Annotated in this window: 12 protein-coding genes and 4 pseudogenes; 15 read left to right on the forward strand and 1 reads right to left on the reverse strand. The window is 69.2% G+C overall.

Annotated elements, in window-relative coordinates:
* Positions 1-19: 19 nt before the first annotated feature.
* The 3 genes from ACFY4A_RS03225 to ACFY4A_RS03235 all read left to right on the forward strand — a co-directional run bounded on the left by ACFY4A_RS03225 (position 20) and on the right by ACFY4A_RS03235 (position 2,571).
* A complete protein-coding gene (locus ACFY4A_RS03225) occupies positions 20-616 on the forward strand; it encodes a DUF5998 family protein (RefSeq protein WP_390827722.1) in 597 nt (198 codons plus the stop codon).
* Positions 616-1,827 (forward strand): alkaline phosphatase family protein, encoded by a 1,212-nt coding sequence (locus ACFY4A_RS03230; protein WP_390827723.1) that lies wholly within the window; start codon positions 616-618, stop codon positions 1,825-1,827. Before ACFY4A_RS03225 ends, ACFY4A_RS03230 begins: the two co-directional genes overlap by 1 nt.
* Positions 1,828-1,920: 93 nt before the next feature.
* A complete protein-coding gene (locus ACFY4A_RS03235) occupies positions 1,921-2,571 on the forward strand; it encodes a thymidine kinase (RefSeq protein WP_390827724.1) in 651 nt (216 codons plus the stop codon).
* A 149-nt stretch (positions 2,572-2,720) separates the two neighbouring features.
* On the opposite strand, the gene ACFY4A_RS03240 is transcribed toward ACFY4A_RS03235, so the two are convergent.
* On the reverse strand, positions 2,721-2,843 hold the full coding sequence (locus tag ACFY4A_RS03240) for a hypothetical protein (protein ID WP_390827725.1): 123 nt from the start codon (positions 2,841-2,843) through the stop codon (positions 2,721-2,723).
* A 260-nt stretch (positions 2,844-3,103) separates the two neighbouring features.
* On the opposite strand from ACFY4A_RS03240, the pseudogene ACFY4A_RS03245 reads away from it, so the two are divergent.
* From ACFY4A_RS03245 to ACFY4A_RS03300, 12 genes and pseudogenes are all read left to right on the forward strand, one after another.
* A pseudogene (locus tag ACFY4A_RS03245) lies at positions 3,104-3,301 on the forward strand (2-oxoacid:acceptor oxidoreductase family protein); the annotation flags it as partial.
* Positions 3,302-3,518: 217 nt separating this feature from the next.
* Positions 3,519-3,641, forward strand: coding sequence for a hypothetical protein (locus ACFY4A_RS03250; RefSeq protein WP_390827956.1), 123 nt, complete (start codon positions 3,519-3,521; stop codon positions 3,639-3,641).
* Positions 3,642-3,675: 34 nt separating this feature from the next.
* Positions 3,676-3,882, forward strand: a complete 207-nt coding sequence (locus ACFY4A_RS03255) for a hypothetical protein (RefSeq protein ID WP_390827957.1) — start codon at positions 3,676-3,678, stop codon at positions 3,880-3,882.
* A gap of 178 nt (positions 3,883-4,060) precedes the next feature.
* Complete coding sequence (locus ACFY4A_RS03260; RefSeq protein ID WP_390827958.1) at positions 4,061-4,279, forward strand: hypothetical protein; 219 nt, start codon at positions 4,061-4,063, stop codon at positions 4,277-4,279.
* A gap of 79 nt (positions 4,280-4,358) precedes the next feature.
* The gene (locus tag ACFY4A_RS03265) at positions 4,359-5,006 is read left to right on the forward strand and encodes a thymidine kinase (RefSeq protein ID WP_390827726.1); all 648 of its coding nucleotides are present in this window, start codon (positions 4,359-4,361) and stop codon (positions 5,004-5,006) included.
* A 474-nt stretch (positions 5,007-5,480) separates the two neighbouring features.
* Positions 5,481-5,778: pseudogene (locus ACFY4A_RS03270) on the forward strand (ABC transporter permease); the annotation flags it as partial.
* A 4-nt stretch (positions 5,779-5,782) separates the two neighbouring features.
* Positions 5,783-8,539: an alkaline phosphatase family protein gene (locus ACFY4A_RS03275; RefSeq protein WP_390827727.1), complete on the forward strand. Its 2,757-nt coding sequence runs from the start codon at positions 5,783-5,785 to the stop codon at positions 8,537-8,539.
* A gap of 426 nt (positions 8,540-8,965) precedes the next feature.
* A complete protein-coding gene (locus ACFY4A_RS03280) occupies positions 8,966-9,907 on the forward strand; it encodes an ABC transporter ATP-binding protein (protein ID WP_390827728.1) in 942 nt (313 codons plus the stop codon).
* Positions 9,904-11,262, forward strand: coding sequence for an ABC transporter permease (locus ACFY4A_RS03285; protein ID WP_390827729.1), 1,359 nt, complete (start codon positions 9,904-9,906; stop codon positions 11,260-11,262). The genes ACFY4A_RS03280 and ACFY4A_RS03285 overlap by 4 nt, the downstream gene beginning before the upstream one ends.
* Positions 11,263-11,266: 4 nt before the next feature.
* Positions 11,267-14,014, forward strand: coding sequence for an alkaline phosphatase family protein (locus ACFY4A_RS03290; protein ID WP_390827730.1), 2,748 nt, complete (start codon positions 11,267-11,269; stop codon positions 14,012-14,014).
* A gap of 63 nt (positions 14,015-14,077) precedes the next feature.
* Positions 14,078-14,233 (forward strand): annotated as a pseudogene (locus ACFY4A_RS03295) (alkaline phosphatase family protein); the annotation flags it as partial.
* 346 nt (positions 14,234-14,579) lie between these two features.
* Positions 14,580-14,876 (forward strand): annotated as a pseudogene (locus ACFY4A_RS03300) (ABC transporter permease); the annotation flags it as partial.
* Positions 14,877-14,878 lie beyond the last annotated feature (2 nt).

Consider the following 14,878-nt stretch of genomic DNA (forward strand, 5'->3'; position numbering starts at 1 on the left):
CCCTCACCCACGGATTAGGATGGACGGCATGGCCAAGACCAGTACGACGACCCAGGGGCTGCGTGCGGCGATCGAACGCAGTGGCTACTACCCGGCTCTCGTGGCCGAGGCGGTGGAGGCCGCCGTGGGCGGGGAGCCCATGCGGTCGTACCTGGTCCACCAGGAGACCACGTTCGACCAGAACGAGGTGCGGCGGCACGTGACGGTGCTCGTCCTCACCGGCAACCGCTTCATCGTCAGCCACACCGACGAGCAGGCCGCCGACAGCACCTCCTCGACGCCGTACGCCACCACGTCCACGGAGTCGGTGAAGCTCGACCGGATCTCGTCGGTCGTGGTCAGCCGCGTGGTCGCCAACCCGGAGCAGTACACGCCGGGCACGCTGCCGCGGGAGGTCGTGCTGACCATCGGCTGGGGTGCCGTGTCCCGTATCGACCTGGAGCCCGCCGCCTGCGGCGACCCCAACTGCGAGGCCGACCACGGCTACACGGGCAACTCCACGGCGGACGACCTCAGCCTGCGCGTCAGCGAGGCCGGCGACGGCCCCGAGACGGTGCGGCAGGCGCTCGCCTTCGCGCAAGCGATCTCCGAGGCCACCGCGGACCTGACCCGCTGATGACCCGACCCTTCTCCCCCGACGACGCCGCCACCGCCTGGGGCCACCCGGAGCCGCTGGCCGTCGAGTCCGCACCCGTCCCCGAGTACGGAACCGGCTCGCTCGCCGACCTGCTGCCCACGCTGGCCGCGGGCATGGGCGTAGCGGAGACGACGGCCGCGATCGGCGAGCTGGCCCCCGTCGACCGCGCCTGCGTCTTCCTGATCGACGGCCTCGGCTGGGAGCAGCTGAAGGCACACCCCGCGGACGCGCCCTACCTGACCTCCCTGCTCGGCAGCTCGCGCGGCGGCACCGGCCGCCCGATCACCGCCGGATACCCGGCGACCACGGCGACCTCGCTCGCCTCCGTCGGCACCGGCCTGCCCCCGGGCGCCCACGGCCTGCCCGGCTACACCGTGCGCAACCCGGCCACCGGTGAGCTGATGAACCAGCTGCGCTGGCAGCCGTACACCGACCCGCGCGCCTGGCAGCCCCACCCCACGGTCTTCCAGCTCGCCCAGCAGGCGGGGGTGCACGCCGCCCAGGTGTCCTCCCCGGCCTTCCAGAACACCCCGCTGACCAAGGTCGCGCTCAGCGGCGGCACGTTCGTGGGGCGGCTGACCGGCGAGGAGCGCATGGACCTCGCGGCCGAGCAGCTCGCCGCCGCCGACCGGGCCCTGGTCTACACGTACTACTCCGAACTCGACGGCGCCGGTCACCGCTACGGCGTCGACTCCGACACCTGGCGCGGACAGCTCATGCACGTCGACCGGCTCGTCCAGCGCCTGGCCGAACAGCTCCCGCCGCACAGCGCGCTCTACGTCACCGCCGACCACGGCATGGTCGACATCCCGTTCGACGAGCAGCACCGCATCGACTTCGACGAGGACTGGGAGCTGCGCGCGGGCGTCGCCCTGCTCGGCGGCGAGGGGCGCGCGCGGCACGTGTACGCGGTGCCGGGCGCCGAGGACGACGTGCTCACCTGCTGGCGCGAGGTGCTCGGCGAGCAGTTCTGGGTCGCCTCCCGGGACGAGGCCCTCGCGGCGGGCTGGTTCGGGCCGCGCGTGGACGAGCGGGTGTACGCGCGGATCGGCGACGTGGTCGCCGCCGCCCGCGACGACGTCCTGCTCATCGCCTCCGAGCAGGAGCCGAAGGAGTCGTTGATGGTCGGCAACCACGGTTCGATGACCCCTGCCGAGCAGCTGGTCCCCCTGCTGGAAGTACGCTCCTGACGCCACCGCCCGCGCTCCACCCGCCGCACCTCCCGCCCTTCACCCGCGGCACGCCACCGCCCTCCGCACTCGCCGAAAGGTGCCCAACTGCCCATGCCCGAGCTGGTGTTCTTCTCCGGAACCATGGACTGCGGGAAGTCGACACTGGCTCTCCAGATTGCGCACAACCGTTCGGCCCGCGGTCTGGCGGGTGTGATCTTCACCCGGCAGGACCGCGCCGGTGAGGGCAAGCTCTCCTCCCGCCTCGGCCTGGTCACGGACGCGGTCGAGGTCACGGACAGCATGGACGTCTACGCGTACCTGGTGCGCGAGCTGTCGGCCGGAGGCAAGGCGGACTATGTGATCGTCGACGAGGCCCAGTTCCTGACCCCCGACCAGATCGACCAACTGGCCCGGATCGTGGACGACCTGGAGATGGACGTCTTCGCCTTCGGCATCACGACGGACTTCCGCACGAAGCTCTTCCCGGGCTCACAGCGGCTGATCGAGGTGGCGGACCGGATCGAGCAGCTCCAGGTCGAGGCCCTGTGCTGGTGCGGCGCCCGCGCCACCCACAACGCCCGCACCGTCGCTGGTCAGATGGTGGTCGAGGGCGAACAGGTCGTGGTCGGCGACGTCAACCGTCCCGCCGAGGAGATCGGCTACGAGGTCCTCTGCCGCCGCCACCACCGCCGCCGCATGACCTCGGCCTCCGCCCACGTCGGCACCCTCTCCCCGGACGTCCTCCCGGTCAACCATGCCTGACTGGCTCTTGATGATGTCAAAAGGGGCTCGGTCACCGTCGCCCGCTCCAGGGCCTGCGCCGCTTCGTCCGCTCATGCATCGCGCACACGACATGCTTTCCGGGCAGGTCAGACACCCCATCTCGGTTGGGTGTCAAGCGGACTGGGCAGTCAGGCCGGGCCCCGCTTGGCGATGGCCTCGGTGGCCAGTGCGGCGACTTCGTTGGGGGTGGCCTCCCCGGATGCGATGACCGCGGCAAGGGCGGTCGCGTCGAGGGCGGCGTATACAACCACGTCGAACTCGGCATCGCTCGAGTGCCCATATCGCTCTACAACACGATCCCTGGGTCCAGATCGTCCTCGAGGGCTCGGAGCGCGATCTCGCCGCCCACGCGGAGCTGGTCGACGAGGTGCCGGTGCATCCGCGACGGAAGATCCCGCCGCTCCCGGTGGAGCTGGTCGATCCGTCTCCCGCTGTGTCGGGCCACAGCACGCTGCTGCGCATGCCTGGTATCGGTGGCACCGGAGTCGTCACCGTCTCACAGATTCTGCAGATGGCCGCTCACCTCGACGGCCGCTACGCCGCGGGACTGGAGCAGACGGGCCTGGCTCAAAAGGGCGGACCGGTGGTGAGCGATGTGCGGATCTCCAGCACGCCCGTCACCGGAGCACTGCGCGCTTCCCGCGCCACGGCGGACGTGCTCATCGGCTTCGATCTGCTGGGTGCGGCTGCCGAGGCGAACCTGCAGGTGGCGCGGCCCGACCACACCATCGCGGTGATCAACACCGCCATCGTGCCCACGGCAGCCATGGTGACCAACCGGGTCGTCGTCCCCGGTTCTCCCGACGATGCGCTGGAGCGCATCGCGGCCCGCACTCGTCCGCAGAAGAATCTCCACCTGGACGCGCAGGCGCTGTCCGAGGCCCTCTTCGGGGACCACGCGGTGGCGTACGCCAAAGGAGGAACTGGTGCGGCTCGTCGACGGCATCCGCGGTTACGAGGACATCAAGCTGGCCCACCTCGCCGAGTTCCGCGAGCAGGCACGCAGTGCTCTCGGCGCCTTGGAATCCGCCCCCGCCATCGCGTCCTGACCACCGGCCGTAGCCGTTCAGAAGGAGAACCGCCATGCCCGTCGAACGCCTGCTGCCCACACGGGAAGCCGAGGACCTGCTTGCTCTCGTCCGGGACATCGCCGACAAGGAACTTGCCCCGCGCGTGGAGGAGTACGAACGTTCCGAGATCTACCCCGAGGGCCTCACCTTCGGTAAGCCCGAGGAGAAGATGGGCCTGCACGCCGTCCGACCGCTACGGCCTTCTGGGACGATGCGCTGATCGATACCGGCCGGCTCATCGGCGCGGAAGGCCAGGCCTGCAGATCGCCTTCAGCGCGCTGGACTCCGGACGGCTCGGCATCGCCGCCTGCGCCACCAGTAGGCGGTGGCGGCGAGGGTGAGCCAGGCTGGGGGTACCCCCCTCTGGGGGAGTTCGCGGTGAACTTCCCCGAGGGCAGATGGGCGAGCGCGGAGTCTTCCAGGTCGGCGAAGACCTGCTCGACCTGGGCGTGTTCGCGGTGCATGGGTTCGGGCTGGGCCAGGTCGAACGGGCTGTCGGTGAAGATGACGTGGTGGCGCCAGACGCCGAACAGTTCGGCCTGCCCCTCGGGTGCCTGAACCTCAACTCACCCACAAGTCTTGATGCGATGAAGGGGCGGGGCCTCCGCCCCTCGTGAGAACCCGGGTAAATCCCAGGTACTCACTGCGTCACGGCAAAGGAGACCCAGCCGTAGGGCGCCCAACACGCGTAGCGGCATGTCGGTCACGCTGCCCAGATATGGCGAATACCCCAGCAAAAGGACACTGGCTCTCCGGATCGAGCACAACCGCTCCGCGCGCGGACTGGTGGGCATGATCTTCACCCGTGACGACCGGGCCGGGGAGGGCGAGCTGTCCTCGCGCCTCGGCCTGGTGACGGACGCGGTGGAGGTCGAGGACGGCGTGGACCTGTACGCCTACCTCGTCGACCACCTCTCGCAGGGCAGGCGCGCGGACTACGTGATCGCGGACGAGGCGCAGTTCCTCGCACCCGAGCAGATCGACCAGCTCGCGCGCGTGGTCGACGACCTGGAGATGGACGTCTACGCCTTCGGCATCACGACGGACTTCCGCTCGAAACTGTTCCCCGGCTCCCAGCGCCTGGTCGAACTGGCCGACCGCGTCGAGGTGCTCCAGGTCGAGGCCCTGTGCTGGTGCGGTGCCTGTGCCACCCACAACGCCCGTACCGTCGGCGGCGTCATGGTGGTCGAGGGTGCCCAAGTGGTCGTCGGCGACGTGACCCGGTCCGCGGACGAGATCGGCTACGAGGTGCTGTGCCGCAGGCACCACCGCCGCCGTATGACGGCCGCCTCGGCGCGGGCGGCGGCTCTGTCGCCGGACGTGCTGCCCGTGACCGCAGACTGAATGGTGTACTGATGCGCGACGAGTTGGCTGGGAGTCACGCACAACACCGCCCGGAACGTGGAACGTTCCCCGAACGGGGCGCAAGGCGGCGGCCCTGGTGAGGAGGACGGCGGCCGTACTGGCGTCCGTATATGGGGTTGCCCAGTGCCTGCCGCAGGGTGGGCTGGTGTGCCCTTGCGGGGGAGTGCCACAGGGCTTCGTCGGTGTCGGCGATGGTGTCGGCCCCGTGCCCCGCCGCCCCGCGGGCGGGACCGTACGAGGGCAGCCGTACACGGACTTGTCGGGCGTTTTGTCGTGATCACGATCGCCCTCTCTCGTTCCATGAGCGTTCAACTCGCTGTTCCTGCCTGCGTGGTGTGCCGTCCCTACGATCCTTGAGGACTGTGAAGGAAGGGACTCATGGACGCACTCCTCGCGATCCGGGCTCGCGGGATGACCAAGTGTTTCGGCGATGTCGTCGCACTCGACGGCATCGAGGCGCAGTTGCGGGTCACGGCGGCGTGCGACAAGGGCGGTGGCCAGGTCGCCCCCCAAGGGGCCGGGTAACGACTGGCGTTGCGTCGTCACCTGGCATCTCCCCGGCGTCGGGGCCCCGGGGACGGCCATCTACCCGCTCGACGTCACCGCGGACGGGCGGTTCGTGGCCGATGGCGACGGACCGAAGGAAGTGAACGGCTACTTCCTGGTGCGGACCCCGGCCGGGGACACACCGAACCCGCTTTGGCAGTTCGACGGCAACGTCGAACTGCTCGACACCACCCCGAAGGGATAATTCCATGCAGGTCACACGCCGCCGTGTGCATGTCGAGAAGAACGCTTCAGGCCTTCTCGGTAGACGGACCGGCAGCCGGAGAACCGTCATGACGGCAGCCGCCACCGCTGTCGTTCTCGCCGTCAGCACCGGCATCGGTTTCGCCGCGACGCACCAGTTCGGCACCGACCAGGTCGGCCGGACCACCGACTTGGGCCAGCTCGTCTCCAGCGACCAGTACATCAAGCCGATCGGCGAGCGCCTCGTCATCAACAACGGCAAGATCATGTCGTCCTCGGTCAGCCCGGACGGCACCCACGTCGCGGCCTCGGTCACCGACGGTGGAATGGCGCTCGCCATCGTGGACCTGAAGAACTGGAAGGTGCAGCAGCTCGTCGGCAACAACGCGTCGGCGGATCTGCGCATCAGCGGCAACGACGTGGGCCAGGAGGGTCCGACGTACTCGCCGGACGGTTCGCAGCTGTGGCTGGGCCAGGCCGACGGCTACACCAGGTTCACCGTGAACCCGGACGGCAGTGTCGCCAACCCGACGTCCGTCAAGATCCCGGCGGACGGGTCCAAGCGCGCGCTGGTGGGTGCGGCGGTGTTCTCGGCCGACGGCTCCACCGTGTACTCCGCGGTCAACGGCCAGAACCGGGTGGTCGCCATCGACGCGGCGACCGGGGTCATCGAGCAGAGCTGGGCCGTGGGCAACGCCCCCCGTGGCATGGTGAAGGTCGGGACAAAGCTCTACGTCAGCAACGAGGGCGGGCGTCCGGCGAAGCCCGGCGACACCACGCTCAACTCCTACGGCACCCAGGTGCCGGCCGACCCGAAGACCGGTGCCACCACCACCGGCACGGTCAGCGTCATCGACCTGGCGGACCCGACCGCCGCTCCCTCGAGCATCGACGTCGGCCTGCACCCGACCGCCCTGTACGCCAAGAACGGCGCGGTGTTCGTCACCAACACCGCCACCAACGACGTGTCGGTCATCGACACGCGCCACGACAAGGTCGTGCAGACCATCGCCACCCAGCCGTGGCCGGAGGCGGAGGTGGGCTACCACCCCAACGCGGTGACGCTCACCGACGACGGTCATCTGCTGGTGACGCTCGGCCGCGCCAACGCGGTCGCCGTCTACCGGTACACCTCCCCGCAGGAGCCGGTCAGTTACGTCGGCCTGCTTCCGACGGACTACTTCCCCGCGGAGATCACCACCGTCGGCAACGACGTGCTGGTCTCCAACACCCGCGGCATCGACGCCCGCCGCCCCACCGACAAGGCCGGGCACGGCACCCACGACACGACGTCGAGCCTGCAGAAGTTCACGCTGCCGGACGACGGCGTCATCAAGTCCTACACGTCCAAGGTCTTCCAGCAGAACGGCTGGACCCCCAACTCGGTCAAGCTGGCCCAGGGCAACGGTGCGAAGCCGGTGCCGGTCCCGGCGAAGCTCGGCGACCCCTCGACGATCAAGCACGTCTTCCTGATCGTCAAGGAGAACCGGACCTACGACCAGGTCTTCGGTGACATGCCCCAGGGCAACGGCGACCCGTCGCTGACGCAGTACGGCGAGAACGTGACGCCGAACCAGCACGCGCTGGCCAAGCAGTTCGGGCTGTACGACAACACCTACGCCACGGGCACGAACTCCGCCGAGGGTCACAACTGGCTGATGCAGGCCGACGACCCGGAGTACACCGAGTCCTCGGCCGGTGAGTACAAGCGCAGCTACGGCACCGCCGACGACGCCCTGGGTCACCAGAAGTCGGGCTTCCTGTGGACGGGTGCGCAGGCCGCGGGCAAGACCGTGCGGAACTTCGGTGAGTACCACTCGATCCTGCGCAAGCCGACGGGTGCTACTTGGCAGAACCTGTATTGCGACACGAAGAACATGCAGGCCACCGGTGCGGACACCGCGTACCCGATGGAGTCGGGGTCGCCGATCCCGTCGCTGAACGACGTGTCGGTGACCAACTACCCGCAGTACGACCTCAACATCCCGGACATCTACCGGGCCGAGATCTTCAAGCGGGACTTCGAGAAGAACGGTCCGGCGAACCTGAACCTGGTACGGCTGGGCAATAACCACACCGGTGGGGCGCCGAGCGGTCCGGCTCAGGTCGCGGACAACGACCTGGCCACCGGCCAGGTCATCGACATCATCTCGCACAGCAAGTACTGGAAGGACTCGGCGATCTTCGTTGTCGAGGACGACACCCAGGCCGGGGTCGACCACGTCGACGGCCACCGTGGCCCGATCCAGATCATCAGCCCCTGGGCCAAGCACGGCGTCGTCGACAGCCACTACTACTCGCAGATCACGATGATACGGACCATCGAGCAGATCCTCGGGATCCACCCGATGAACCAGAAGGACAGCGCGGCCAGCCCGATGGCCGGGGCGTTCACCGAGGAGCCCAACTACACGCCGTTCACCGCTCTGCCGAACCGGACCTCGCTGACCGCGGGTCTGTCGACCCTGCCGACCTGTGGCGAGGACACTCCGGCGCCGCAGAACCCGGCCGCCGCGGCCGTGCCGTCGGCGACGGTGCCAACGGCCCAGCGGGCGGTCGCGGCGAAGTGGCAGACCTGGAAGTCGCAGCAGCCGTTCAATGGGCCCACCGCCAAGGCCGACTCCGCCAACCCGGCTCAGATGAACCACTTCTCGTGGTACGAGGCACACGGGTGGACGAGGCCCTACCCGGGTGAGACCAAGATCTACGCGCCGGACCAGGTGCCGGGCGCCTACATCCCGGCGGCGGAGTCCGACGGCTGACCCGGGCTGATCGCGTCAACGGCCCCTGGTCGGCGTTACCGCCGGCCAGGGGCCGCTTCTGTCCCTGTGCGGCAGACACAGCAGGCTCGCCGCCGGGTCATCACCGATCCCGTGCCCCTGCGGTGATCCGCAGCAGTCTTTGGCCCTCGTCGTCATCGATCTCCCGTACCCGCACCCATACGGACGCGGGGCTTGACGAGGTGCCGTGGGTAGACGTGGGCGCGCGTCGGCGTCGGCGATGGTGTCGGCCCCGTGCCCCGCCGCCCCGCGGGGCGGAACCGTACGAGGGCGGCCGTACACGGACTTGTCGGGCGTTTTGCCGTGATCACGATCGCCCTCTCTCGTTCCACGTGCGTTCAACTTGCTGTTCCTGCACGCGTCGTGTGCCGTCCCTACGGTCCTTGAGGACTGTGAAGGAAGGGACTCATGGACGCACTACTCGCGATCCGGGCTCGTGGGATGACCAAGTGTTTCGGCGACGTCGTCGCGCTCGACGGCATCGACCTGGATGTGGCGCAGGGGCAGATCCACGGCTTGGTCGGACCGAACGGGGCCGGCAAGACGACACTGCTCGGCCTCCTGCTGGGCCTGGCCGTCGCCGACAGCGGGTCCCTCGAGATCCTGGGGACATCGGTCGGGCGGGCGCTCGCCGCTCCCGACGGCGTCGCCGGGTTCGTGGACGGGCCCGGTCTCTATCCCTCGCTCACCGCACGGCAGAACCTCGCCGCGCTGGCCGCTCTGCGCGGCCTCGACGCGCGGACAACGGGGATCGACGACGTACTCGACCAGGTCGGGCTCACCGATGTCGCCGACGAACCGGCCCGCGGCTTCTCCCTCGGGATGCGTCAGCGGCTCGGACTCGCCGCGGCCCTGATCACCAGGCCCCGGCTGCTCGTGCTCGACGAACCCGCCAACGGCCTCGATCCGGCCGGCAAGAAGCACGTGCACGGTGTCCTCACCCGGCTCGCGGCCGGCGGCACCTGCGTCGTGCTGTCGAGCCACCGCATGGACGACCTCGAGGCCTTGTGCTCCGAGGTCACCATCCTCGCCACCGGACGGGTCGTCTTCTCCGGCCCGCTGAGCAAGCTCGCCGCCGAGAACCGTGAACTCGACTACCGGCTGCTCACCTCCGACCCGCAGGCCGCCCGCCAACTGGCCGACGGCACGGCCGGGGTCCGCGTCGTCGACGACGCCGGGGCACGGCACGACGCCGAGATGCTCGTCGTACGCGCGCCCGTACCGGCCCTCGACGAACTCGTGGTGCGGCTCGTGGAAGCCGACATCGCGTTGCGCGAACTCGCCCCCGTGGTATCGCCGTTGGAGGCCGCGTTCCTCGCCCTGACCGAGCAGCAGGAGGCCGGCCGATGACCGCGACCATCGCCGACAACAACGTGGGCAGTGCCCGCCGCGTCCCGGTGACGCGCGGCTACCGCTTCGAACTGGTCAAGCTGGTCTCGCAATGGCGGATCCGCCTGCTGGTCCTCGCCTGCTGGATCGTGCCGGCGCTCTTCGTCGCCGCGGTGAGCCTGCAGAGCACGCTCCCCACCGACACCCTCTTCGGCCGCTGGATGCACGCCACGGGCTGGGCCGGACCGCTGGTGACGCTCGGTTTCGCGGGCACCTGGGCGCTCCCGCTGCTGGTCTCGGTGGTCGCCGGTGACGTGTTCGCCTCCGAGGACCGGCTCGGCACCTGGCGCCACCTGCTCGTGGCGGTCCGCTCGCCCCGGCGGATCTTCGCGGCGAAGGCGCTGGCCGGCCTCACCGTCATCCTGCTGCTCGTGGCCGGGCTGGCCTGTTCCAGCACGGTCGGCGGGGTCGTGGCGGTCGGCAACCAGCCGTTGGTCGGGCTCGACGGCCATCTGCTGACGCCGGCGGACGCCGCCGGCAAGGTCCTCCTCGCCTGGCTCTGCGCGCTCGCCCCGACCCTGGCGCTCGCCGCGATCGGACTGCTCGGGTCCATCGCGCTGGGGCGGTCCCCGATGGGGCTGCTGCTGCCCGCGATCGCCGCGCTCGCGATGCAGCTGGCCCAGATGCTGCCGCTGCCCGTCGCGGTGCGTCTCGCCCTGCCCGGCTCGGCCTTCATCTCCTGGAACGGTCTGTTCACCAGTCCGGTGCAGGTCGGCCCGCTCCTGATCGGCATCGTGGTCGCCCTGGTGTGGGCGGTGGCCGCGACGGCGCTGGCGTATCTGCTGTTCCTGCGGCGGGACTTCACCAACCCGGCCTACGACGGTTCCGGGCGCCGGGCGATCACCACGGGACTGGTGCCGCTGGCCGGGCTGACCGCCCTCACGGTCGGGGTGGTCGCTGTGGCGACTCCGTCGACGGGCTCCGGCATCGAACAGGACAAGGTGCAGCGGTCGGTCGCCACGGCGTTCGCGCACCTCTACCGCTTGCAGACCGAGCAGCTGCACCGCCCGGACGTCACCGAGGCGCAGTTGCGGGTCACGGCGGCGTGCAACAAGGGCGGCGGCCAGGTCGCTCCCAAGGGGCCGGGTAATGACTGGCGGTGCGTCGTCACCTGGCATCTTCCCGGCGTCAACGCCCCGGGGACGGCCATCTACCAGCTCGACGTCACCGCGGACGGCCGGTTCGTGGCCGACGGCGACGGGCCGAAGGAAGTGAACGGCTACTTCCTGGTGCGGACCCCGGCCGGGGACACACCGAACCCGCTCTGGCAGTTCGACGGCAACGTCGAACTGCTTGATACCACCCCGAAGGGATAGTTCCATGCAGGTCACACGGCAGCGTCGGATGAACGAGAAGGCACAGATCAGCCTTTTCGGCAGACGCGTCGGCCGCCGGGCCACTCTGGTAACGGCGGGTATCGCTGTCACCCTCGCCGTCACGGGCACCGCTGTTGCCCAGACGTACCAGTTCGGCACCCAGCAGGTCGGCCAGGTCACCGCTGACGGCCAGGTCATCTCCGACAACCAGTACATCGCCCCGTACGGTAACCGCACCGTCATCAACGACGGCAAGATCATGTCGTCCTCGGTCAGCCCGGACGGCACCCACCTCGCGGCCTCGGTCAACGACGGTGGGTTGGCGCTGGTCGTCATGGACCTGGGGACCGGGCAGGTGAAGCAGCGCGTCGGCAACAACGCGGCGGCGGACCTGCGCATCCCGAGCAACGCCGTCGGCCAGGAGGGCCCGACCTACTCGCCCGACGGTTCGCAGCTCTGGCTGGGCCAGGCCGACGGCTACACCAAGTTCACCGTGAACCCGGACGGCAGCGTCGCCAACCCGACGTCCGTCAAGATCCCGGCGGACGGGTCCAAGCGCGCGCTGGTGGGTGCGGCGGTGTTCTCGGCCGATGGCTCCACCGTGTACTCCGCGGTCAACGGCCAGAACCGGGTGGTCGCCATCGACGCGGCGACCGGGGCCATCGAGCAGAGCTGGACCGTGGGCAACGCCCCCCGTGGCATGGCCATGGTCGGCGACAAGCTCTACGTCAGCAACGAGGGCGGGCGTCCGGCGAAGCCCGGCGACACCACGTTGAACTCGTACGGCACCCAGGTGCCGGCCGACCTGGACACCGGTGCCACCACCACCGGCACGGTCAGCGTCATCGACCTGGCGGACCCGGCCGCCGCCGTCGGGAGCATCGACGTCGGTCTGCACCCGACCGCGGTGTACGCCAAGAAGGGGGCGGTGTTCGTCACCAACACCGCCGACAACAACGTGTCGGTCATCAACACCGCCAACGACAAGGTCGTGCAGACCATCGCCACCCAGCCGTGGCCGGAGGCGTCGGTCGGCTACGAGCCCAACGCGGTGACGCTCACCGACGACGGTCACCTGCTGGTGACCCTCGGCCGCGCCAACGCGGTCGCCGTCTACCGGTACACCTCCCCGCAGGAGCCGGCCAGCTACGTCGGCCTGCTCCCGACGGACTACTTCCCCTCCGAGATCACCACCGTGGGCAAGAACGTGGTCGTCTCCAACACCCGTGGTATCGACGCCCGCCGCCCCAGAAGCGGGGGCGCGCACGGCACCCACGACACGACGTCGAGCCTGACGCAGTTCACGCTGCCGGACGACAGCGTCATCAAGTCCGAAACGGCCAAGGTCTTCAAGCAGAACGGCTGGAACGGCGACTCGGTCAGCAAGGGCACGGGCGACGCGAAGCCGGTGCCGGTCCCGGTGAAGCTCGGCGACCCCTCGACGATCAAGCACGTCTTCCTGCTCGTCAAGGAGAACCGGACCTACGACCAGGTCTTCGGTGACATGCCGCAGGGCAACGGCGACCCGTCGCTGTTGTCGTACGGCGAGAACGTGACGCCGAACCAGCACGCGCTGGCCAAGCAGTTCGGGCTGTACGACAACGCGTACGCCATCGGCACGAACTCCGCCGAGGGTCACAACTGGCTGATGCAGGCCGACAACCCGGAGTACACCGAGTCCTCGGCCGGTGAGTACGTGCGCAGCTACGCCACCGAGGACGACGCTCTCGGCCACCAGAAGTCCGGTTTCATCTGGACCGGTGCGCAGGCGGCGGGCAAGACCGTGCGGAACTACGGCGAGTTCCATTCGGTCTTCAGGAAGCCGTCCGGCGCGTCCTGGCAGAACCTGTACTGCGACGCCAAGAACATGGACGCGACCGGGCAGAAGACCGCCTACCCCATAGAAACGGGCTCGCCGATCCCGTCGCTCAACAAGGTGTCGGTGCCCGGCTTCCCGGCGGTTGACCGCAGCGTTCCGGACGTCTACCGGTACGAGATCTGGAAGCAGGACTTCCAGAAGAACGGCCCGGCGAACCTGAACATGCTCACGTTCCCCAACAACCACACCGGTGGTCCGCCGAACGGACCCGCTCAGGTCGCGGACAACGACCTCGCGGTCGGCAAGGTGGTCGACGAGATCTCGCACAGCAAGTACTGGAAGGACTCGGCGATCTTCGTCGTCGAGGACGACTCCCAGTCCGGCCTCGACCACGTCGACGGCCATCGTTCCCCGATCCTGGTCATCAGCCCCTGGGCGCAGCACGGCAAGGTCGACAGCCGTTACTACTCGCAGATCACGATGATACGGACCATCGAGCAGATCCTCGGGATCCACCCGATGAACCAGAAGGACAGCGCGGCCAGCCCGATGCGTGGGGCGTTCACCCAGAACCCGGACTTCACACCGTTCACCGCTCTGCCCAACCGGGTCCCGCTGACCGATGGCCTGGCGACCCCGCCCGACTGCGGGGTGGACACCCCGGCGCCGCAGAACCCCAGTGCGGAGGCCGTGCCGTCGGCGAAGGTGCCGGCGGACCAGCAGGCGGTCGCGGCGAAGTGGGACGACTGGAAGTCGCACCAGCGGATGACCGGGCCCAACGCCCTGCTCGACTACGCGAACCCCGCGCAGATGGACCACTTCTCGTGGTACGAGGCGCACGGGTGGAAGAAGCCGTACCCCGGCGAGGACAAGATCGTCGCGCCGGAGGACGTGCCGGGCGCCTACATCCCGTCGGCGGAGTCCGACGGCTGACGTAAGGCTGATCGTGTCAAAGGGGCCTCTGGCCGGCGTCACCGCCGGCCAGGGGCCCCTTCTGTCCACGCGCGGATCGGCGACGTGGTCGCCGCCGCCCGCGACGACGTCCTGCTCATCGCTTCCGAGCAGGAGCCGAAGGAGTCGTCGATGGTCGGCAACCACGGTTCGATGACCCCTGCCGAGCAGTTGGTCCCCCTGCCGGAAGTACGCTCCTGACGCTACATCCCGCACCCCGACCGCTACTCCTCCCGCGCTCCACCCGCTTGGGAGAGTGCCATTGGGCTTCGTCGGTGTCGGCGATGGTGTCGGCCCCGTGCCCTGCCGCCCTGCGGGGCGGAACCGCACGAGGGCAGCCGTACACGGACTTGTCGGGCGTCTTGTCGTGATCACGATCGCCTTCCCTCGTTCCACGGGCGTTCAACTCGGTGCTCCCGTACGCGTCGTGTGCCGTCCCTACGGTCCTTGAGGACTGCGAAGGAAGGGACTCATGGCCGCACTCCTCGCGAGCCGGGCTCGCGGGATGACCAAGTGTTTCGGCGATGTCGTCGCACTCGAGGGCATCGAGGCGCAGTTGCGGGTCACGGCGGCGTGCAACACGGGCGGCGGCCAGATCGCCCCCAAGGGGCCGGGCAACGACTGGCGTTGCGTCGTCACCTGGCATCTCCCCGGCGTCTGGGCCCCGGGGTCGGCCATCTACCAGCTCGACGTCACCGCGGACGGGCGGTTCGTGGCCGATGGCGACGGACCGAAGGAAGTGAACGGCTACTTCCTGGTGCGGACCCCGAACGGGGACACACCGAACCCGCTTTGGCAGTTCGACGGCAACGTCGAACTGCTCGACACCACCCCGAAGGGATAACT

Source organism: Streptomyces sp. NPDC001292, assembly GCF_042896465.1.
Lineage (GTDB): Bacteria > Actinomycetota > Actinomycetes > Streptomycetales > Streptomycetaceae > Streptomyces.